16 protein-coding genes and 1 riboswitch are annotated in these 19,516 nt (G+C 69.8%); of the genes, 8 read left to right on the top strand and 8 right to left on the bottom strand.

Annotation, left to right across the window (positions count from 1 at the left end):
- The first annotated feature begins 478 nt into the window (after window positions 1–478).
- The 3 genes from AB0395_RS31280 (at window position 479) to AB0395_RS31270 (ending at window position 4,663) form a co-directional block, all read left to right on the top strand.
- Window positions 479–2,635: an NACHT domain-containing protein gene (locus tag AB0395_RS31280; protein ID WP_366287279.1), complete on the top strand. Its 2,157-nt coding sequence runs from the start codon at window positions 479–481 to the stop codon at window positions 2,633–2,635.
- A 35-nt stretch (window positions 2,636–2,670) separates the two neighbouring features.
- A complete protein-coding gene (locus AB0395_RS31275; protein WP_366287277.1) occupies window positions 2,671–3,885 on the top strand; it encodes a M28 family peptidase in 1,215 nt (404 codons plus the stop codon).
- A 322-nt stretch (window positions 3,886–4,207) separates the two neighbouring features.
- Complete coding sequence (locus AB0395_RS31270) at window positions 4,208–4,663, top strand: DUF3592 domain-containing protein (protein WP_366287275.1); 456 nt, start codon at window positions 4,208–4,210, stop codon at window positions 4,661–4,663.
- Window positions 4,664–4,789: 126 nt separating this feature from the next.
- On the opposite strand, the gene AB0395_RS31265 is transcribed toward AB0395_RS31270, so the two are convergent.
- The 4 genes from AB0395_RS31265 to AB0395_RS31250 form a co-directional block, all read right to left on the bottom strand.
- Window positions 4,790–5,908, bottom strand: a complete 1,119-nt coding sequence (locus AB0395_RS31265) for an acyltransferase (RefSeq protein WP_366287273.1) — start codon at window positions 5,906–5,908, stop codon at window positions 4,790–4,792.
- Window positions 5,909–5,972: 64 nt separating this feature from the next.
- Window positions 5,973–7,169, bottom strand: coding sequence for an NADH-quinone oxidoreductase subunit D (locus AB0395_RS31260; RefSeq protein ID WP_366287272.1), 1,197 nt, complete (start codon window positions 7,167–7,169; stop codon window positions 5,973–5,975).
- 18 nt (window positions 7,170–7,187) lie between these two features.
- A complete protein-coding gene (locus AB0395_RS31255; RefSeq protein ID WP_366287326.1) occupies window positions 7,188–8,444 on the bottom strand; it encodes an aminotransferase class V-fold PLP-dependent enzyme in 1,257 nt (418 codons plus the stop codon).
- A gap of 128 nt (window positions 8,445–8,572) precedes the next feature.
- A riboswitch (SAM riboswitch) is annotated at window positions 8,573–8,688 on the bottom strand.
- Window positions 8,689–8,998: 310 nt separating this feature from the next.
- Entirely contained in the window at window positions 8,999–9,187 is a 189-nt protein-coding gene (locus AB0395_RS31250) for a hypothetical protein (protein ID WP_366287271.1), read from the bottom strand.
- Window position 9,188: 1 nt separating this feature from the next.
- Between AB0395_RS31250 and AB0395_RS31245 the strand changes: the two genes are divergently transcribed.
- Both AB0395_RS31245 and AB0395_RS31240 read left to right on the top strand, forming a co-directional pair.
- Entirely contained in the window at window positions 9,189–9,989 is an 801-nt protein-coding gene (locus AB0395_RS31245; protein WP_366287269.1) for a TerC family protein, read from the top strand.
- Window positions 9,990–10,087: 98 nt separating this feature from the next.
- Window positions 10,088–11,287, top strand: coding sequence for a cytochrome P450 (locus AB0395_RS31240; RefSeq protein ID WP_366287267.1), 1,200 nt, complete (start codon window positions 10,088–10,090; stop codon window positions 11,285–11,287).
- 348 nt (window positions 11,288–11,635) lie between these two features.
- Here AB0395_RS31240 and AB0395_RS31235 read toward each other — a convergent pair whose 3' ends face one another.
- Both AB0395_RS31235 and AB0395_RS31230 read right to left on the bottom strand, forming a co-directional pair.
- The gene (locus AB0395_RS31235; RefSeq protein ID WP_366287265.1) at window positions 11,636–12,496 is read right to left on the bottom strand and encodes a class I SAM-dependent methyltransferase; all 861 of its coding nucleotides are present in this window, start codon (window positions 12,494–12,496) and stop codon (window positions 11,636–11,638) included.
- 311 nt (window positions 12,497–12,807) lie between these two features.
- Window positions 12,808–13,368 (bottom strand): helix-turn-helix domain-containing protein, encoded by a 561-nt coding sequence (locus AB0395_RS31230; protein WP_366287263.1) that lies wholly within the window; start codon window positions 13,366–13,368, stop codon window positions 12,808–12,810.
- A 178-nt stretch (window positions 13,369–13,546) separates the two neighbouring features.
- On the opposite strand from AB0395_RS31230, the gene AB0395_RS31225 reads away from it, so the two are divergent.
- The gene (locus AB0395_RS31225) at window positions 13,547–14,872 is read left to right on the top strand and encodes an MFS transporter (RefSeq protein WP_366287261.1); all 1,326 of its coding nucleotides are present in this window, start codon (window positions 13,547–13,549) and stop codon (window positions 14,870–14,872) included.
- 202 nt (window positions 14,873–15,074) lie between these two features.
- Here the strand turns inward: AB0395_RS31225 and AB0395_RS31220 are convergent, their stop codons facing one another.
- Window positions 15,075–16,130, bottom strand: coding sequence for an SAM-dependent methyltransferase (locus AB0395_RS31220; RefSeq protein WP_366287259.1), 1,056 nt, complete (start codon window positions 16,128–16,130; stop codon window positions 15,075–15,077).
- A gap of 228 nt (window positions 16,131–16,358) precedes the next feature.
- Here AB0395_RS31220 and AB0395_RS31215 point away from each other — a divergent pair, with 228 nt between their 5' ends.
- Together AB0395_RS31215 and panC are read left to right on the top strand one after the other, a co-directional pair.
- Window positions 16,359–17,249 (top strand): DUF2520 domain-containing protein, encoded by an 891-nt coding sequence (locus AB0395_RS31215; RefSeq protein WP_366287257.1) that lies wholly within the window; start codon window positions 16,359–16,361, stop codon window positions 17,247–17,249.
- Window positions 17,240–18,091 carry a pantoate--beta-alanine ligase gene (panC, locus tag AB0395_RS31210; RefSeq protein WP_366287256.1) on the top strand — a complete coding sequence of 284 codons (852 nt, stop codon included), beginning with the start codon at window positions 17,240–17,242 and terminating at the stop codon, window positions 18,089–18,091. Before AB0395_RS31215 ends, panC begins: the two co-directional genes overlap by 10 nt.
- A 67-nt stretch (window positions 18,092–18,158) precedes the next feature.
- Here the strand turns inward: panC and AB0395_RS31205 are convergent, their stop codons facing one another.
- Entirely contained in the window at window positions 18,159–19,490 is a 1,332-nt protein-coding gene (locus AB0395_RS31205; protein WP_366287255.1) for an acyltransferase, read from the bottom strand.
- Window positions 19,491–19,516 lie beyond the last annotated feature (26 nt).

The following is a 19,516-nucleotide window of genomic DNA, read 5'->3' as shown; positions in this document are numbered from 1 at the left end:
GTCATCCAGCGAAACGCCGGCCGGTCGTCGCCCGTTCGGGCGGGTGGCGGTGTGGACGAAGGCGGCTGAGGCGGGCGGGTGTCCCGCGGCCGAACGGCGGTACCTTCGGCGAGATCGTCGTGACGACCGGTCATTGAGGTTCGCGTGAGGTGAACCGTTGTCGATCCACCACCGTTGGGGCCATTGGGTGGGTTTTGAAGCGGCGTGGCCGTTGCATCGCGATAAATCAGATGATTGATGGCTTGTATTGTCGTTGGCGAACTGATTGCATTGTTTGAAGATTCTGCTCGGGGCCGGCTGAGGAGCAGGGATGGACCGTAGGGTCCGCTGGTGGCGCAGGGGAGTCTTCATTGCGGCATTTGTCGTTTTATGGGGAGCCGTCCTCCTTATCTCGGTAGTGATCTTTTTTGTCGGGCAGGATCAGGCGACCGCGTGGGCTGCCGTTTTAGGGGTTTTGACGGCGTTATCCGGGTTGCTGGTGTCGCTCCTGGATCGGTTCGCCGCGCAGGCGGCCAACCGGCGCGAAGAGAACACGTCAGGAGCCGGTGCGCGCTGGCCGATCGAGGTCGCCGACCAGCTCGCCAAGGCGGTGCAGGATCAGTGGGCGTTGGAGGCGGGGCTGCGCAAGCTCAACGACCCCTGGCCGCTGAACGTCAGCTGGACCAAGGAAGAGGATTTCACCGACCCCACCTACGCGCTGCCCAGGTCCAGAACCGGGAGCACGCGGGCCGATCGCGTCGACGTGCCTCTGGACGGCGACCTCACCCGGGTGGCCGAGGTGTTCGAGAGCCTGCCGAGCAGACGACTGGTGATCCTGGGGCCGCTCGGGTCGGGAAAGTCCGTTCTCGCCCTCACCCTCCTGCTGGAGCTGCTCGAGCGTCGCGGGCCCGGACAGCCGGTGCCGGTCCTGATCCGGCTGAGCGCCTGGGACCCGGCCAAGGTTCCCCTGGACGAATGGCTGGTCGACCAGCTGGCGGAGAGCTACCAGCTCAGCTCGCCGCAGAAACGAGACCCCCGGGCGGTCGCCCGGCAACTGCTCCACGACAACCTGATCCTGCCGATTCTGGACGGCCTGGACGAGCTCTCCGAATCCGCGCGGCCACAGGCGATCACGGACATGAACGACTGGCTCGGACGGGACCGGCAGATGGTCCTGACAAGCCGGGTGGGCGAGTACCACGCCACCGTCACGGCGGGCGACATCGTCACCCGAGGGGCGGCCGTGGTGCTCCAGCCGCTCAGGCGCGAGATGGTCGAGGAGTACCTGAGGGCTGCGACGGCGAGCCCTCGCGCGCGGCGCTGGGACCGGGTGTTCGCCGAGATGAGGAGCAACCCCGACGGCCCGGTCGCGTCCGCGCTGCGGACCCCGCTCATGGTGGCGCTGGCCCGCGCCATCTACGGCGACCAGCCCGGCGACGCGACGGTCTTGCTGGAACCGCGCTTCGCCACGGCTGAGCTGGTCGAGGCACATCTTCTGCACGAGCTCATCCGGGCCACCTATCCCGACGCGCGGCGTGACCTGCGGGCCGACGATGTTCAGGTCTGGCTGACGTTTCTCGCCCGCAAACTGAGCGGCAGAGGCCAGCCGGACATCGCGTGGTGGCAACTGGAGGTGGCGGCTCCACCGGTCGTCGTGCATGTTCTGGCCGCCGTGGTGGGGGCGTTCGTCGTCGGTTTCGTCTTCGGCCCCGCGGTCGGTCTCGTCTTCGCCGCCGTCGTGCTCTTTCTGGGAAGCAGTAACCGAGCCGAGCGCTGGACTCTTGAGGGAGTTCTGAAAGAACCCCTGAACGCCCTGCGAAGGAAACTCGGAGTGTCCACGACGCGAGGAGGATTTCTCGCGACCCTCATCGGCCTGAACGAGCGGACACCCCTCGAACGCAGGCTGGCGTTGGGCGTTGGGCGCATCGTGGCCCTGGTCGCCGGACTGGTTCAGGGATTCGTCGTCTACCAGACGGGCGGTCTGTACCGGGCGGTGGCCGAAGGGGTCGGTCTCGGTCTCGCGGTCGGACTCGCCGACGGCTACCTGACCGTCGCGATCCGGTCGGGGCCCAGTGAGGTCAGGTTCGTCTCTCGCAGGGGTGTCGTGGCGTTCGCCCGTCATGTCGCCGTGGGCTTCGTCACCGGGGTCGGTGCCGGGATAACGGCCTGGGCGATCTCGTCCTCGTGGTTCGGCGTGCTCGTCGGCATCCTGGTGGGCCTCGCGTTCGGACTGATCGACGGGCTGAACATCTGGCTGGACGTGTCGACCGACGTCACCCGCGCGCTGAGCCCACGCTCGACCCGGCGCGCCGAACGTTTCGCGGCTTTCGCGCGCAGCATCACGATAGGAACCACGCTCATCGTCACCACCGGCATCGCCTACGCGTTCGCCTACGGCGTCCGGGCGGCCGTCGTCCCGGCGATGGTCTTCGGGCTGGGATACGCGCTCGCCGACCACCACATGGGGCTGGCGACCTCGGTGTGGGGGCGTTACGTGATGGCGAAGGCGTGGCTGGCCCTGCTCGGCCGGGTGCCGTGGCGGTTCATGAGCTTCCTCGACGACACTCACCGGCGTGGACTCCTGCGCCGGGCCGGTGCCGTCTACCAGTTCCGCCACGTGAGGTTCCAGGAGTACCTCGTGGCCCGGAACAACTAGAGAACAACTAGAGACTCGCGAAGGCGGAGCGATCGATGGCGGCAGACCCGCGAGGGGACGAATGGCGCAGGAAGACCTCCGACGAGGTGATCCGCGCCTACGCCGGCATTCCCCGTCTGCCCACCTCGCCCGGAGAACGGCTGGTGGCCCTCTCACTCGCGGAGCGGTTGCGCGGTCTCGGCTGTGAGGCCACCGTCGAGGACGTCTCGGCGACGAGCTCGTACGCGCTGCCGATCGGCCTGCTCAGCGCCGCGGGTCTCGCCGCCGGGATCGTCGCCGGGTACGGCGCGCGGACGCCGGTGGCACGGTGGGCCGCCGCGGCGGTCGCGGCGGCGGCGTCCGCGGCCATCGTCGATGACGTCACGGGCGGCGCCCACTGGTTCCGCCGCCTGGCGATCCCGCACCGGCAGGCCTGCAACGTCGTGGCGTACGGCGGTGACCTGTCGGCGAGCCGTACGGTGGTCGTCCTCGCCCACCACGACGCCGCCCCGTCCGGGGTGGTCTTCGACCAGCGGGCCACCCGCTGGGTCGCGCGCCACTTCCCCGAGGTCATCGCCGCCGCGAGGACGAACCCGCCGACCTGGTGGCCGGTGATCCTGGGCCCGGCCCTGGTCGCCGCCGGAGCCGCGAGCGACAACGGCTGGCTCAGGGGCACGGGAACGGTGCTCGCGGCCGGCAACCTGGCGGCCATGATCGATATCGGCCGTCGGCCCGCCGTACCGGGGGCCAACGACAACCTCTCCGGTGTGGCCGCGCTGGTCTGCGTCGCGGAGGCGCTCCAGCGGAACCCGATCTCCGGGCTGCGGGTCGTCTTCCTGTCCGCGGGAGCCGAAGAGGCACTGCAGGAGGGCATCCGCGGATTCGCCCGCGAGCACTTCCCGAGCCTCGGCCCCGGCACCTGCTTCATCAACCTGGAGAGCGTGGGGTCCGGCAGGCTCGCACTCCTCGAAGGCGAGGGGCCCGTGCTGATGCGCGACTATCCCAGGCCCTTCCGCGAGTTCGTCGCGCGGTGCGCGCGCGACATCGGCGTGCCGCTCCTGCGGGGACTGCGCTCGCGCAACAGCACGGACAGTGAGGTCCCCCGGCGTCACGGATATCCCGTCGCCACGATCGTCTCGCTCGACCACGACAAACTGATCACTCACTATCACCTCGACACCGACGTTCCCGACAACGTCGATCTGGGCAGCGTGGCCTCCGCGGCCGAGCTGGCGGAATCCGTCATCCGCAAGCTGGCCACGGCACCCTGACCGGCGGTCGGGGCTTCACCCATGGGAGTTTCAGTTTGACTGGTTATGTAAATCTAATTTCGGACACGGTCTTTAATGGGATTTCACAGCCTGAATGAACGCTCGGCGTCCACGCTGTTCACGGCCGATAACAGATTGCTTGCGGCGCTCAGAAACATGGCGCGTCGATTTGTTGTCAATGCAGACTGTTGGGCGTACTGATCGGCCGCCGCCCCTGGAGGGACGGAGGGAGGTGCCGGGGACGCCCCCTGTGGCCGATGATTCCGCTGCCGTTCGGTGTGGGAGGTCAGGGCTGATGATCAGATGGTTACGTTGGCACCTCATGTCGTTTGACGAGCCGGACTGGGAGCGCCGTGCCCTACGCGCTGTTTCGGTACTCGTCGTTTTCTTGCTGATCATTTTATGGGGTGTCGTTCATGTCGTAATGGTGATGACCAACATAAGGCTTACCGATCTGCAGCTTCACGGCGTTCGGGGCACCGCGACAGTGGTGTCCATCAGATCCGAGCCGCGGAGGAGAAGCGCCCCCGCCTACTACGCCAAGATCACTTTTGCCGGAGGCGTGCATCAGCGTGTTGCGGAGATCGAGGGGGAGTACGCCAAGGGCGATAAGATTCCGATCGTCTATAGTGCGGATGATCCGAGTGTGGTCGAAACCGAGTCGCGTATCGCCGCCTTTCAGGCAGGGCCTCCCGGACTTTTGATCATTTTTTCGGTGGATGTCGTCGTAGCTCTTATCTGGGCTCTTATATGGTTGCGGAAGCGCCGATCCGGCTGACCCTTTTCGCTGTCCGGCCGATCCCGGTCCCAAAAAACGCCGATCCTGGTCTCGAGGGAACTCGGGATTCCCGTCGCCGGGCGAGGCGGCCCGGGAACCGCATGCTCCCCCATGACGGGCGGTCGGCTATCGCCGGGATTCGGGCGTACGTCTGCGGCCGAACAGGAGCAGGAACGGGATCGTGCACAGCAGCGGACCGGCGACCGCCAGCGGGCGTTCCAGCCACCACAGCAGGTCGGGTGGCACCTGGCTCCCGGGCGGGCCGCCGGTCAGGGCCCAGAACACTCCCAGCAGGATCGCCATCCCGGTGGTGTGGAACAGGAACAGCGGCAGCGCGAACCGGTTGATCGTCTCGTTCGTCCACCGCCACCGGGGACGCTCAAGCAGGCGTTCCATGGAGGGGCGCAGCACCTCGACCAGGCCGACCTGAAAGATCAGCAGTGCCACGATGACGAAGGTCGGCGGCGCCATGTTGGACAGCCTGTCGCCGGGCACCCCGACCATCGAGCCCGGGTAGATCCCCGAGTACACCAGGCCGAAGAGGGCGAACAGGCCCGTCCACAGGGTGGCCACGTCCAGCCGCCGGGGCAGGGCGACCATCCGGTCGTAGAAGAAGCCCGCCTGGTGCGCCAGTCCCCAGACGATGACCATGTTGAGCCAGCCGATCGCCTCGAACCCGTAGCGCAGTCGCAGCACGTCGACGGCCAGCGCCGCGCCGCCGAGCCAGATGAGGATCAGCACGTCGAAGCGCCGGTGCAGCCAGAGCATGACGGGCAGCAGGGCGATCAGCACCAGGTAGACGCCGATGAACCACAGCGGGCTCAGCACGAGCACCACGGCCCGGCCGATCCAGGTGATCCCGAAGACCCAGTTGACGACCGCGCCGAAGGCGAGCCACACGATGGCCAGAACCAGCGCCGGGATCGCCAGGGCCCGGATGCGCCGCCACACGAAGGCGCCGATGCCGACGCCGCGCTCGCAGGCGCGGTTCCACGACAGCAGGTGGACGTGTCCGCCCACGTAGAAGAAGAGCGGCAGCACCTGCAGCAGCCAGGTGAGGATCCACAACCCCGAGGTGAAGCCCAGCGGGCTCGTCGGTGAGGGCCCCTCGGGACCCCACTGCAGGATCGTGAATGCCCAGTGCCAGACCACGACGACGATCAGACTGACCGCGCGGAGCCAGTCGACGTACTTGTCCCGTTGCCCGCTTCCGGCACGAGACATGGCGTCCGCGCGCTCGCTCATGCGGCCCCCTTCCGCGACTCACCCGTCGGCGCCGTTCACGGTCACGCGCCGACGTCCTCCAGGGTCACTTGTCGATGTCGCCGACCACGAAGAACATCGACCCCAGAATGGCCACCATGTCGGAAACCAGGTGCCCCGGCAACATTTCCCGCAATACTTGGACGTTGTTATACGAGGCGGACCGGAGTTTGAGCCGCCACGGGGTCTTCTCGCCCCGGGAGACCAGGTAGTAGCCGTTGATACCGAGCGGGTTCTCCGTCCAGGCGTAGGTGTGTCCCTCGGGGACCTTCAGCACCTTGGGCAGGCGCTGGTTGATCGGCCCCTGGGGCAGCTCGCGGAGCCGTGCCACGCAGGCGTCCGCGAGGTCCAGGGAGACCTTCACCTGTTCGAGCAGCACCTCGAACCTCGCGTTGCAGTCTCCGGCGGAGCGGGTCACGACCCTCAGCGGCAGCTCGCGGTACGCGAGGTAGGGGTCGTCCCTGCGCAGGTCGAGGTCGACGCCCGAGGCGCGGGCGATGGGGCCGCTCACGCCGTACTGCATGATCGTCTCGCGGTCCAGCACCCCGACCCCGACCGTGCGGGCGAGGAAGATCTCGTTGCCCGCGATCAGGTTCTCGATGTCGGGCAGCCGCCGCCGCACGTCCGCGACGGCCTGGGAGACCCGGCCGAGCCAGCCGAGCGGCAGGTCCTCCTTGAGGCCGCCGACCCGGTTGAACATGTAGTGCATCCGGCCGCCGGAGATCTCCTCCATCACGGCCTGGAGGGTCTCGCGCTCCCGGAACGCGTAGAAGACCGGGGTGATCGCGCCGAGCTCCAGGGGATAGGAGCCGAGGAACATCAGGTGGCTGAGCACCCGGTTCAGCTCGGCCATCAGCGTGCGCGTCCAAACCGCCCTGACCGGCACCTCCATGCCGAGCATCCGCTCGACCGCGAGCACGACGCCCAGCTCGTTCGCGAACGCGGAAAGCCAGTCGTGCCGGTTGGCCAGCACGATGATCTGCCGGTAGTCCCTGACCTCGAACAGCTTCTCCGCGCCTCGGTGCATGTAGCCGACGACCGGCTCGGCCGAGCTGATCCGCTCGCCGTCCATCGTGAGCCGCAGCCGCAGCACCCCGTGGGTCGACGGGTGCTGCGGGCCGATGTTCAGGACCATGTCCTCGGTCGCGAGCTCCTTGCCGCGCGCTCCCGCGACGGCGTCGGCTCCGGCCCCGATTCCCACGTTCACTTCCCGGGGCGTGCCCGGGGCACGAGGCTCACTCATAGGCCCCATGCTGTCACGTCACCGACGCGTGACAAGATCCTGCAGAGCCGTGATCAGGCGGTCGACGTGCTCCTGCGTGCTCCCGATGCCGATGGAGGCGCGCACCGCGGAGGCGGTGACGTCGTCGCAGCCGCCGTCCTTCGCGCCCAGGAGGTGGCGGACGAAGGGGTGGGCGCAGAACTTGCCGTCGCGGACGCCGATGCCGTACTCGCCCGACAGGGCCTCGGCGACCTCACGGGCGGTGAAACCGTCGACCACGAAGGAGACGATGCCGACGCGCGGGTGGTCGGGGCCCCACAGGGACAGCTCGTGGACGCCCTCGATGCTCGCGAGACCGGCACGGAGGCGGCCGAGAAGACGCTCCTCCTCGCGCACCAGCACGTCCCAGCCGGTCGCGCTCAGGGCGTCGCAGGCGGCGGCCAGCGCAACCGCGCCGAGGACGTTCGGCGTGCCCGCCTCGTGACGCGCCTCGGGGTCGGCGTGCCACTCGGTCTCGTCGTCGTTCACGGCCTTCACCGCGCCACCGCCCTTGAGGTACGGCTCGGCCTCCGTCAGCCAGTCGGCGCGGCCGATCAGCGCGCCCGTGCCGAACGGCGCGTAGAGCTTGTGACCGGAGAAGACCACGTAGTCCAGGTCGAGCGCGGTCAGGTTGAGGCGGCGGTGTGGGACGAGCTGGGCGGCGTCGACGAGGATGCGGGCGCCGTGACGGTGGGCGATGTGGGCCAGGGCGGCGATCGGCCACAGCTCGCCGGTCACGTTGGAGGCCGCGGTCACGACCAGCAGCTTGGGGCCCTCGATCGCGGCCAGCGCGTTGTCGGCCGCGCGTACGGCCTCACCGGGGAAGGCGGGGGCGGGCAGCCGTACGGCGTCGGCCCACGGCAGGAGCGAGGCGTGGTGCTCGGTGTCGAAGACCACGGTGGTGGTCCCGGCGGGCAGGCTGCGGGCCAGCAGGTTGGTGGCGTCGGTCGTGTTCCTGGTGAAGATCACCGAGTCGTCGGGGCGGGCTCCGGCGAAGGCGCGCACCGTGTGCCTGGCCTGCTCGTAGCGGGCGGTGGTCAGCTGGGACGCGTATCCGGCGCCGCGGTGGACGCTGGAGTAGGCCGGGAGCGCGGCGGCGACGGCGGCGCTCACCGGCTCCAGACAGGGGGCGCTCGCGGCGTAGTCGAGGTTGGCGTATCGGACGAGCCTGCCGCCCTTGACCGGCACCTCGAGGTCGGAACCGAGCACCGAGGGGATCCGGCGGTCGTCGGAGACGCGGGTCGCCGGGACGGTCACGGCGGTCGCCGCGGTCGTGATTCCCGAGGGGGTGGCGGTGCTTCCGGCGGAGGTGAAGATCGTCAGTGTGGACACGCCAGCTCTCCTTGGAGGTCATCGGACCCCAAGCCAATGGCGTTGGTGCGTGGAGCCCGCGCTTGCCCGACACACCTCGTGCCGGACCAGGTCCTCACCCGGGGCACCCCGCCGCGGACGCGAGGGTTGCCGGCCAGCGAGCCGGGGCTTGTCACTGGCACTCATGACCTACGGATCGGACTATACCCATACCGGGGCCGTGCTTGGCAAGTCCGGGGAACGGGGCGGCGGTTCACTGGGGAGCGGCCGGGACGTGCGGGACGTGCGGGATGTGCGGGATGCGCGGGATGTGCGGGGCGGCGGTTCATGGGGGAACGGCCGGGACGTGCGGGACATGCAGGGCGGCGGTTCATCGGGGAGAGGCCGGGACGCGTGGGACGAGGAGAGCGGGACGGGCGGGGCAGGAGGAGGGGGTTTCGGCGGTGATCCGGAGGAACTTCCTGCTGTGTCCGATCGTCTGGTGCTGTAACCGGGAACGTTCACCAGGTCACGCGCAGCTCACGGGCGCCGGTCGGCCTGGTGTCATCGCTCGCCGTACCGGTGCCCGGAGAACGGGCACGCTGGAGGTGCCGCCGTGTACGGCGGGCGCGGCGAGGGCGTCGCCGTAGGCGGCGGACGCGGTTGAGGCGGGCGTTCGGCCCGGCCGGGATCCGAGGACTGGAGGACACGATGGACTGGGTGACCGACCCGGCGAGCTGGATAGGGCTGCTCACCCTGATCGCCCTGGAGATCGTGCTGGGCATCGACAACATCATCTTCATCTCGATCCTGGCCGGGAAGCTCCCACCGGAACAGCGCGACAACGCCCGCAAGCTGGGCCTGCTGGCCGCCCTGGTCAGCCGCCTCGCGCTGCTGCTGGCCCTGTCGTGGGTGGTACGGCTCACCGCCCCGCTGTTCGAGATCTTCGGTCACGAGATATCGGGCCGCGATCTGATCCTGATCCTCGGCGGCCTGTTCCTGCTGGCCAAGAGCGTCCACGAGATCCACGGCCACACCGAGAACGGCTCGGACCACTCGGGCGGCGGCAGGGCGGCGGCCACGTCCTTCGCGTCGGTGATCGTCCAGATCATGCTGCTGGACATCGTGTTCTCCCTCGACTCGGTGATCACCGCGGTCGGCATGGTCGACGAACTCGCCGTCATGGTCATCGCGGTCATCGTCGCGGTCATCGTGATGCTCTTCGCCTCCGGACCGATCAGCCGCTTCGTGGACAAGCACCCGACCATCAAGATGCTCGCGCTGTCCTTCCTGGTGCTGATCGGCGTGGTGCTCCTCGCCGAGGGCTTCGAGCAGCACATCTCCAAGGGATACATCTACTTCGCGATGGCGTTCTCGCTGGTGGTCGAGCTGCTGAACATCCGGGCGCGTCGCAGGTCGAGCGCCGCGCGACCGGCGGGGCAGGCCCTGGTCCACGAAACGGGGAACGAGCCGGACCCGGGCAGCGAGGCGGAGCGGCGCCCCGACTCCTGAGAGCGAGGTGGCCGGGGCCCTGGGGTCAGGGTGATCGGGCTCCGGAACCCCAGCGAGGAAATCGGGATTGCCGTTTTGTGCGCTATTACCATGTGTGAGTGCGCTTTGATCCGTGGAATCCGGAGTTCGTCGCCCACCCCTACGACGCCTACGCCGAGCTGCGACGGCAGCGGCCGGTCAGCCTCTTCGAACCGACGGGTCAGTGGCTGGTCGCCAGGCACGCCGACGTCAACGCGCTGCTGCGCGACCGCAGGCTCGGCCGGTCCTACCTGCACGTGGCCACGCACGCCGAGTTCGGCAGGCCGGACGACCCCGAGCTGCTGGAACCGTTCTGGCGGGTGATCAGGGCCGGGATGCTGGACGTCGAGCCACCGGTCCACACCCGGCTGCGGCGCCTGGTCTCCAAGGCGTTCACCCCGCGCATGGTCGAGGCGCTGCGTCCCAGGGTCGCCGCGATGGCCGGTGAGCTGGTGGACGCCTTTGTCGAGCGCGGCGGCGGGGACCTCGTCGCCGAGGTGGCCGAGCCGCTGCCGGTGACCGTGATCGCCGAGATGCTCGGTGTGCCGGAGGAGGACCGCCGCCTGCTGCGTCCCTGGTCGGCCGACATCTGCGGGATGTTCGAGCTCAACCCGTCGATCGAGACTCAGCGCACCGCGGTGCGCGCCGCCGAGGAGTTCTCCGACTACCTCGCCGGGCTGGCCCGCGCCCGCAGGGCGGACCCCGGCGACGACCTGATCAGCGCGCTGGTCCAGGTGGCGGACGAGGGGGACAGACTCACCGAGGAGGAACTGGTCGGCACCTGTGTGCTGCTGCTCAACGCGGGACACGAGGCGACCGTCAACGTCACCGGCAACGGCTGGTGGTCGCTGTTCCGTAACCCGGCCGAGCTGGAACGGCTCCGTGCCGACCACGGTCTGCTGCCCACGGCGGTCGAGGAGCTGATGCGCTGGGACACCCCGCTGCAGATGTTCGAGCGCTGGGTGCTCGAGGACATCTCGGTCGGCGGGGTCGACATCCCACGAGGCGCCGAGGTGGCGCTGCTGTTCGGCTCGGCCAACCGGGATCCCGAGGTGTTCGCGGACCCCGACCGCCTCGACGTCGGCCGGGCCGACAACCCGCACATCTCCTTCGGCGCGGGAATTCACTTCTGCCTGGGCGCCCCGCTGGCCAGGATCGAACTGGTCGAGTCCTTCGGCGCCCTCCTGCGCAGGGCCCCCAAGATGGAGCTCGTCACCGAGCCCTCGTGGAAACCGGGCTACGTCATCCGCGGCCTGACGTCCCTTGAGGTGCGGATCTGAGGAGGGCGCCGTCGCCGATCCCGGACCGCTCCTACCGGTTGGCCGCGTCCTTTCGCCGCCGTGCGCCGGAGTCGGGCCGCAGGGCGTTGCTGCAGCCGTTCCTGGTGCAGTAGTCGGAGCCCACCGCGCTGCCACCGGCCCACAGGCCGACCCATTATGGTTCACAACCGAGCGGGAATGAGCCTTGCCGGCGGGGGTGACGGTGGCGCTAATAAAGGCCAAATGGGCAGTAAATGGGGGTTTAAGTAAGGATTAGCTATTTTTGGAGATAAAGGTAAGTGTTTTCCTCTGTGTTATGACCGGCCACCGGTGGATGATGGGCGGCTGTGATCATGGGCGGCGTCGGCGTCAGCCGGCTCTGCGCAGCCAGATGGAGCCGGGGGCGTCCGTGGCGAGCGGCGCGGGGACGAGTTCCGGGTGCTCCTGCCAGAGCCAGGAGGAGAACAGCAGGATCTCGTAGCCGGAGTTACCGGCGAGGAAGGCGTGCAGGAAGTAGGCCTCGGTCCAGTCGCGGCCCTCGCGCAGCCACTCGTCGGGATAGTCGAACGGCCAGAAGATGTCGTGGATGTGGACGATCACTCCGGGTGCGAGCCGGGGGAGCACCTGGAGAAACAGCCAGATCACGTCGGATCCGGCCTTGGCGACGTGGGTCGAGTCGATGAACAGCACGTCGCCCGCCTCCAGCCTGGCGTAGGCCTCGAGCGGCACGTCCTGCACCGGGGAGCGCAGCAGGGTCAGCCGGTCGGAGTCCTCCGGCCGCAGCAGGCTCAGCATGCGGTCGGGGTAGGGCTCGACGCAGGTCAGCTCGACGGAACGGTCGAGGGTGTCCAGCGCGACCGCGGTCGAGAAGCCCGAGCCGATCTCCATCACCCGTCTCGGCTTGTGCCGCCAGAGCATCGACCGGTAGACCGCCGCGTCAGCGGCGCAGAACCACTGGGTGTGGCCGGATGGATACCTCGGCCCTGCGAGCGGCTTGTCGAGCTCCTCCGCCAGGTCGATGGCGAGCGCGAGCTGCTCCGCCTCGCGGAGGTCGACGCCCGGGACGCGATCCCTGCCCGGGGTCCGCTTCCAGTCAAGGGCCCGTTTCACATCGGTCGCGGCGGTGAGCGGCGAGTAGAAGTGCCCGGGGGGCATCCAGGGCGGAGCGGCGATGGCCGCGCTCACCGCGCGTACGGTCCGTACGGTGCGTCGCCGTAATGATTCTGGCATGGACGCTTTTCCTCATCTTTCGCATGACTTGTCGCATTGAGACAGCTGAAGGATGGGCGCCGGAGGCGTGGGAGCCGGTGTTTCCCGGAGGCGGGCGGGGGCGCGCATCGGTCCGGCCGCCGATGCGTCGCTTTTTCGATCTTTAGTTTTACACGCTGTGTGCGATTTGGGGGAGAATCTGCTGGATTAAAAGCGTGGCAGGTTTCTGGAAGACCGGAATCCGGCGGTCGCGAATGAAAACCTGCCGGCCGACGGGCGAGGAGGGGCGGGCTGAACGGCCGTCCGCTTCGGGGGCGGCATCCTGCCGCCGGTCAGCCGGGGCGGCGGTCGAGGATGAGCTCGGCCATCGCCCGCGCGGCCAGGGCCGGGTGGGCGTCCGGGCGGGTGACGGCGTGGGCGAGCGTTCCGTCGACGAGCACGAGAAGCTGGTCGGCGCCGAGGCTCGGGTCCGGATGCCCGTTGCGGGTCAGCTCGTCGGCGAAGAGTCGGTGAAGGCCGTCCTTGTAGGTGCGGATCTCCGCGTGGGCGGGGTGGGCGGGGTCGGTGAGGGTGAGTTCGGCCGCGGTGTAGCGGCAGCCATGGAATGACGGCCGGGTGGTGACCCTCTCCAGCTCGTCGAAGATGGCGAGCACGCGTTCGCGTGGGTCATCGCCGGCCCCGTCCATGACCCGGCGGTAGCGCTCCTCGCGGGCGGTGGTGCGCAGCACCTCGGCGACCAGGCCATCCTTGCCGCCGAAGTGCTGGTAGAGCGAGCGTCTGGCGACGTCGGCCTGCTTGAGGATCGCGTCGACGCCGACGTGCACACCCTGGGTGTACGTGAGGTCGCGAGCTGCGTCGAGCAGCCGCTCGCGGGGTCCCGGTCTCGTCGTCATGAGTTCGATTCTGGCACGGGGTTGACAGTAGATCAACCGTTCTATCTAATAACCCTCGCGTATACCGATCGTTCTATCCACCGGAGTGGCCATGCCCCGCCTGGGCCCCCTGCCCCCCATGTCGCCCCCCGCGCCCCCCATGTCGCCCCCCGCGCCCCGCCGGGGGACCCTGCCCACCGTGCTGACCGGCGTTTTCATCACGATCCTCGACTTCTTCATCGTCAACGTGGCGATCCCCACCACCCAGCGCGACCTGCACGCGGGCTCCGCCGCCATCGAGTGGGTGGTCGCCGGATACGGCCTGGCGTACGGCTCGGGCCTCGTCCTCGGCGGACGGCTCGGCGACGTCTTCGGCCGTCGCCGCATGTTCGCCCTCGGCCTGGCCCTGTTCACGCTCGCCTCGATCGCGTGCGGCCTGGCCCCGGACGCCGCCACGCTGGTCACCGCGCGCGTCGCCCAGGGAGCGGCGGCCGCCGTGCTCTCCCCGCAGGTGCTGGCCGTCATTCGCACCGCCTACAGCGGCCCCGCCCAGGCGAAGGCCATCAACGCCTACGCGCTGACCATGGGCATGGCCGCGGTGTTCGGTCAGCTGATCGGTGGCGTCCTCATTCAGGCTGACCTGTTCGGGCTGGGCTGGCGGGCCTGCTTCCTGATCAACGTGCCGATCGGCGCCGCTGCCCTGTTCATGACGTGGCGGGCGGTGCCGGAGAGCCGCGCCGCCGGTGCCGTACGGCTCGACCTCGGCGGCGCCGCCCTGGTCACGCTCGCCCTGGTGGCGACTCTGCTGCCGCTGATCGAGGGCCGCGAGCAGGGCTGGCCGTTGTGGACCTGGCTGTCGTTCGCCTTCGCCGCCGCGCTCTTCCTCGCGTACGGCAGGCGCGGGCACGAGTCGCCCCTGCTCGACCTCGCCCTGTTCCGTGAGCGGGCCTTCACCGCCGGACTGCTCACCAACCTCGCCTTCACGATGGGCATGGCCGCCTACTTCCTGATCTTCGCCCTCTACACCCAGCAGGGCAGGGGCCTGGACGCCCTCCAGGCGGGCCTGATCTTCACGCCGATCGGCGCGGGCTATCTGGCGGCCTCACTGCTCGCCTCAAGGCTCGTGGCGCGCTTCGGCCGCCAGGTCATCGCCGTCGGCGGTCTCACCAGGGCCTTCGGCCTGGCCGTACTCCTCGTCGCGGTCACCTGGGACGTGCCGATCGGATGGCTGGTGCCGGTGCTCGTCGTCGACGGGATCGGCATGGGACTGGCGCTCGCACCGATCATGGGGACGGTCCTGGCCAGGGTCGCCCCGCACCACACCGGGGCCGCTGCGGGCGCGCTCACCACGACCCAGCAGGTCGGCGGCGCGCTCGGGGTCGCCATCGTGGGCATCGTGTTCTACGGCAACCTGTCCGGCGGGGTGGCGGACGCGTTCAGGCACGGGCTGATCTACCTGATCGTCATCACCCTGGCCATCGCCGGACTCGTCCAGCTGCTGCCGCGAACCACGGCCAAGGCGTGAACCCGGGCCCTGCCTTGGCCAAGCCAAGCCAGGCCAGGCCAGGCCAAGCCAGGGCGGGGCAGGCAGGGCAGGGCTCCCGGACGGTCGGGCGTCGTCAGGCGAGCCCTGCCCCTCCTTGGCCGGGGCGAGCCTCACCCGGGGCCTGTCGGTCCTGACCGAGGAACACCACGCTCGCGGAAGCGTCTCTCCGTACGAGGTTCTTCTAGGCCCGGGTCTGGGACAGCCAGCCGAAGTCGCCGAGGCCCCCGGGGGCGATCAGTTCCGCCTCCTGCGAGGCCCGCGCCAGGGCGCGCAGGTAGCCTCCCGGGTTGCTGCCCGCGAGGTCGAGGGGCGGGCGGGCGCCGGTGACGCCGAGGGCGCGCAGCGCCTCCCGCTGGGTGGTCAGGGCCGTCGTGGCCGCTCCCGCCCGCTCTCCCGCAGCCGCGCAGGCATCCAGGGCGACATGAGCGGTGATGTCGCACGACCCGTCGGGCACGGGTGCGACGAGGCCTCCGTCGCGGTAACCGGCCAGTGTGCCGAACGGCGGGCGGGCGCCCAGGCGGTGGGCATAGTCGATCGCGATCGCCCGGCCGCGTGCCAGCCGTACGATCACCGAGACCCACGCCTCGTCGCGGGGCCTGCCGATCTCGGCCCGCTCGCCCATCTCGCGCATCGGCCACCAGCGGTCAAGCCAGGCCAGATCGGCCTCCTGCGGCCTGTCACCGAGCCGTTCCGCGCCGTCGGAGGGGTCGACCATGACGAGGCGAGGGCCGTCGTGCGTCTGCTCGACGACGTCGACGGGGACGTTGTCCAGCCACTCGTTGGCGATCACCAGGCCCCAGGTCCCCTCGGGCACGGTCACGGCCCAGGCGATCTCCTCCGGCAGGCCTGCCGGTCTGGGAGCCAGGTCGACGCAGGTCACCCTGAGCCGGGAACGGAGCCAGGGCGGCGCAACGGCGAGCACGTCGGCCGCCAGGGCACCCTCGCCCGCGCCGACGTCGACCAGGTCGAGCATGGGCGGTTCCCCCTGCCCCGCGTCCGCCGGGCCGAGTCCGGGACGTTCGCCCGGTCCGGTGTTTCGCGGGGCGTCCTGTGGGGCGGCCCCGTCCCGCCCGCGCAGCTCCGCGTCGACGGCGATCAGCTCACGCAGCACGGCCCCGGCCAGGACGGCCGAGGCGCCAACCGAGGTCCTGAAGTGAGCTGAGGGGCGTTCGCGCAGGTAGAAGCCGTTCTCGCCGTAGAGCGCCTGCTCCGTCGCGGCGCGCCAGGTGAGCCACACGTCCACTGACAGTACAGGTCACGGGTGATCGCGTGGGGACGGGCCACGATGGAGGCGCCGGGGCACCCGTCGAGGGGATCATGCCCTCTGCCAGGGAATCCGCAGGGAGAAGACGGGTGAGGGAGACCGCCGCTTTCGGACACGTGCCTTCACACAGCCCGGAGGGCCACGCCCGTTACGCTGGTCAACTGGGCACGGAGCCCCCATCTGGTCAAAGGACGGGACGTCATGGACGCAGTCGATCGCCCGGCGCGGCTGGCCGTCGGAGTGGTTGGAGCAGGCCGGGTCGGCTCGGCGCTCGGCGCCGCGCTGGCGCGGGTCGGCCACCGGGTCGTCGCCGCCAGCGGAGTCTCTGACTCCTCCCGGGAACGGGCCGTCGAGCGGCTCGGCGTAACACCGACCCGCCCTGAGGATGTGGTGGCCAAGTCGGACCTCATCCTCATGACGGTCCCGGACGACGTGTTGCCCGATCTGGTCTCCGGTCTGGTCGGCACCGGTGCCGAACTCCGGGGCAAACTGGTCGCGCACACCAGTGGCGCGTACGGCCTGGCCGTGCTGAACTCGGCGGTCAGGGCGGGAGCGCTGCCACTGGCGCTCCACCCGGTGATGACCTTCACCGGCAAGGACGACGACCTGCGCCGCCTCACCGGCATCTCCTACGGCGTGACCGCCCCCGACCCGCTCCGCCCCGTGGCGGAGGCACTGGTCATCGAGATGGAAGGCGAGCCGGTCTGGATCGAGGACGCCGATAGACCGCTCTACCACGCCGCCCTCGCGGGCGCGGCGAACCACATGGTGACGCTCGTCGCGGAGTCCTCCGAGCTGCTGGAGAGGATCGGCGTCGAGCAGCCGGGCAGGATGCTCGGCCCGCTGCTCGGCGCGGCGCTGGAGAACGTGCTGCGCCTCGGCATCGCCGGGCTGACCGGTCCCGTGGTGCGCGGCGACGCCGGGACGGTCCGCAAGCACGTGGACGCGCTGATCCTTGCGGCCCCCGAGGCGGCGGACGCCTACGTCGCCCTCGCTAGGCTCACGGCGGACCGGGCGCTGGCCGCCGGGCTGCTCAAGCCCGAGGCCGCCGAGCGCCTCCTCGACGCCCTGGGAGGGAACATATGGACGTGATCGTGGCCGGTGACCGCGCCGGGCTGCTCAAGGCGAAGCGGACCCTGGGGATCGGCGCGGCCTCCGGCGAGGGGACGCTGGCGCTGGTGCCGACCATGGGCGCGCTGCACAAGGGGCACCGCTCGCTCATGCGTCTCGCCCGCGAGCGAGCCGACCACGTGGCGGTGAGCATCTTCGTCAACCCCCTGCAGTTCGGGCCGAACGAGGACTTCTCCCGCTACCCCCGGACGTTCGACGTCGACCTGGAGGCCTGCGCCGACGAGGGCGTGAGCATCGTCTTCGCCCCCTCCGCCGAGGACATGTACGCGCAGGACAGGCAGGTCTCGGTTTCGGCGGGGAAGATGGGCACGGTCGTCGAGGGGGCGTTCAGGCCCGGTCACTTCGACGGTGTGCTGACCGTGGTGCTCAAGCTGTTCAACCTGGTCCAGCCCGACGTGGCGGTGTTCGGACGCAAGGACGCCCAGCAACTGGCGATGATCCGCCGGATGGTCACCGACCTCAACCTGCCCATCTCCATCGTGGGGGCGCCCACGGCCCGCGAGGCGGACGGCCTGGCGCTGTCCAGCAGGAACCGTTACCTGTCCCCGCACGAGCGCCACACGGCACTCGCCCTGTCTCGGGCCCTGTTCGCGGGGGCCGAGCGGCGGGCGCCCAAGGAGATCCTCGGGGCGGCGCGCGCCGTACTGGAGGGCGAGTCCGGGATCTCGCTCGACTACCTGGTGCTGGTGGACCCGGCGACCTTCACCGAGGCCGGGGAGGACTACGAGGGTGAGGCGATCCTGGCCGTCGCCGCCAGGGTCGGCTCGACCAGGCTGATCGACAACGTGACGATCAGCCTCTAGCAACCCGCGTCGGAGGCCCTGCCCAGGCGAACCGGGCGGGTCCCGAGGTGGGGGAGGGCGACCTGTCTCACTTCGGCGCCGGAGGCGAATGCCGGCGCCGGACGAACCCCAGGACGGCGATCCCGCCGAAGTAGGCGATCAGCACGCTCACGGGCAGTCCCACGGGGCCGTGGTAGTCCATACCGGCCAGCGAGAGGGCCAGAAGGCCGGCGAGCACGGCTCCGATCCCGATGATCGTCAGCGCGGTTGGCCACACGCCGGTCACCGTACCCACAAGATCGGTCCGTGGCCCCGTACGTTGCTCGAAGCGGGCGAACACCGCGAGGAGAAGGGCGAGGATCAACGCCAGGCAGGCGAGCCAGGGAATGCGGAGAAGCAGCCACGACACCGATCCGGGGACGGCATCGGGCATCACCCCCGTTCCCTGGAGCAGCAGGACGCCGATCACGACGGCGACCATGTGCCAGAGGAAGAGCGACATGATCACCAGGTTGACCGCGACCACGACGCCCCACGGGCCAGGTCGCCGCAGCCACCGGTTCCCCGCCTCACGCATCCACAGGGCGATCCCCGTCTGCGTGACGGCCAGGGCCAGGAGGGCCAGCGTGGGCGGGGAGGTGTTCTGCACCTGCTCTCCCCCGAACGCCACCATGCTGACCGGGTAGGGGCCGACCACCGTAAGCAGCACGAGGGCGACGAACCCGCCCGCCGTCATCGACACGGCCACCCTTCGCCGCGGCGGCAGGCGTCCGTCCTGCCAGGCGAAGCCGAGCTGGTATACGGCCAGCCAGGCGAGCAGGAAGTTCGCCTGGCTCCCACGGGGAACGGCGAGTACCAGACGGGCCAGATCTCCCGCACCGACCAGGACCGCCAGGACGATCGGCACGGCCAGCCCGGCACGCCGGTGTAACGCGTGCGTCAGCGGGGTGAGGGCCACCACGGCGATGTAGGCGACGAGGAACCACAGCGGGACCGAGGCGAGCCAGACCGCCGCGCCGATCAGAGCGGGCTCGGCTCCCAGAAGCCGGGCGGCCAGGGCCCCCACCGCCAGGCCCCCCAGCAGCACCGTCGTCGGGCGCAGGAGCCGAGCCGTCCGCTCCAGCACCCAGCCCGTGGCATTGCCACCCCGACCGAGATGGGAGGTGAGGGATGTGGCGTTCGCGAAGCCTCCGACCAGGAAGAACAGGGGCATCACCTGGAACGGCCACGTCAGCGCACGGGTCCACGGGAGGATCTGCAGGACGCTCCCACCATGAAAACCACCGTTGTCATGGGTCACGTAGATCGCCAGCCAGTGGCCGACGACGACCGCCGTGATCGCCACGGCGCGCAGCAGGTCGACATAGCGCTCCCGCTGCGGCGGTGTGCGCTCAGCCAGCCACCGCACTCGCCCTGTCATCCGCCGAACGAACCGGACAGGGAACG

This window comes from Streptosporangium sp. NPDC051023 (assembly GCF_040689595.1).
Classification (GTDB): Bacteria; Actinomycetota; Actinomycetes; order Streptosporangiales; family Streptosporangiaceae; genus Streptosporangium.
Note: the sequence above shows the minus strand (reverse complement) of the source record. Positions and strands in the feature narration are given on the sequence as shown.

Bases quoted from the DNA above. Each gene is read 5' to 3' on its own strand.
- AB0395_RS31275 (WP_366287277.1), top strand. From the start codon at position 2,671: ATGGCGGCAGACCCGCGAGGGGACGAATGGCGCAGGAAGACCTCCGAC.
- AB0395_RS31270 (WP_366287275.1), top strand. From the start codon at position 4,208: ATGTCGTTTGACGAGCCGGACTGGGAGCGCCGTGCCCTACGCGCTGTT.
- AB0395_RS31265 (WP_366287273.1), bottom strand. From the start codon at position 5,908: ATGAGCGAGCGCGCGGACGCCATGTCTCGTGCCGGAAGCGGGCAACGG.
- AB0395_RS31260 (WP_366287272.1), bottom strand. From the start codon at position 7,169: ATGAGTGAGCCTCGTGCCCCGGGCACGCCCCGGGAAGTGAACGTGGGA.
- AB0395_RS31245 (WP_366287269.1), top strand. From the start codon at position 9,189: ATGGACTGGGTGACCGACCCGGCGAGCTGGATAGGGCTGCTCACCCTG.
- AB0395_RS31235 (WP_366287265.1), bottom strand. From the start codon at position 12,496: ATGCCAGAATCATTACGGCGACGCACCGTACGGACCGTACGCGCGGTG.
- AB0395_RS31230 (WP_366287263.1), bottom strand. From the start codon at position 13,368: ATGACGACGAGACCGGGACCCCGCGAGCGGCTGCTCGACGCAGCTCGC.
- AB0395_RS31215 (WP_366287257.1), top strand. From the start codon at position 16,359: ATGGACGCAGTCGATCGCCCGGCGCGGCTGGCCGTCGGAGTGGTTGGA.
- panC (WP_366287256.1), top strand. From the start codon at position 17,240: ATGGACGTGATCGTGGCCGGTGACCGCGCCGGGCTGCTCAAGGCGAAG.
- AB0395_RS31205 (WP_366287255.1), bottom strand. From the start codon at position 19,490: ATGACAGGGCGAGTGCGGTGGCTGGCTGAGCGCACACCGCCGCAGCGG.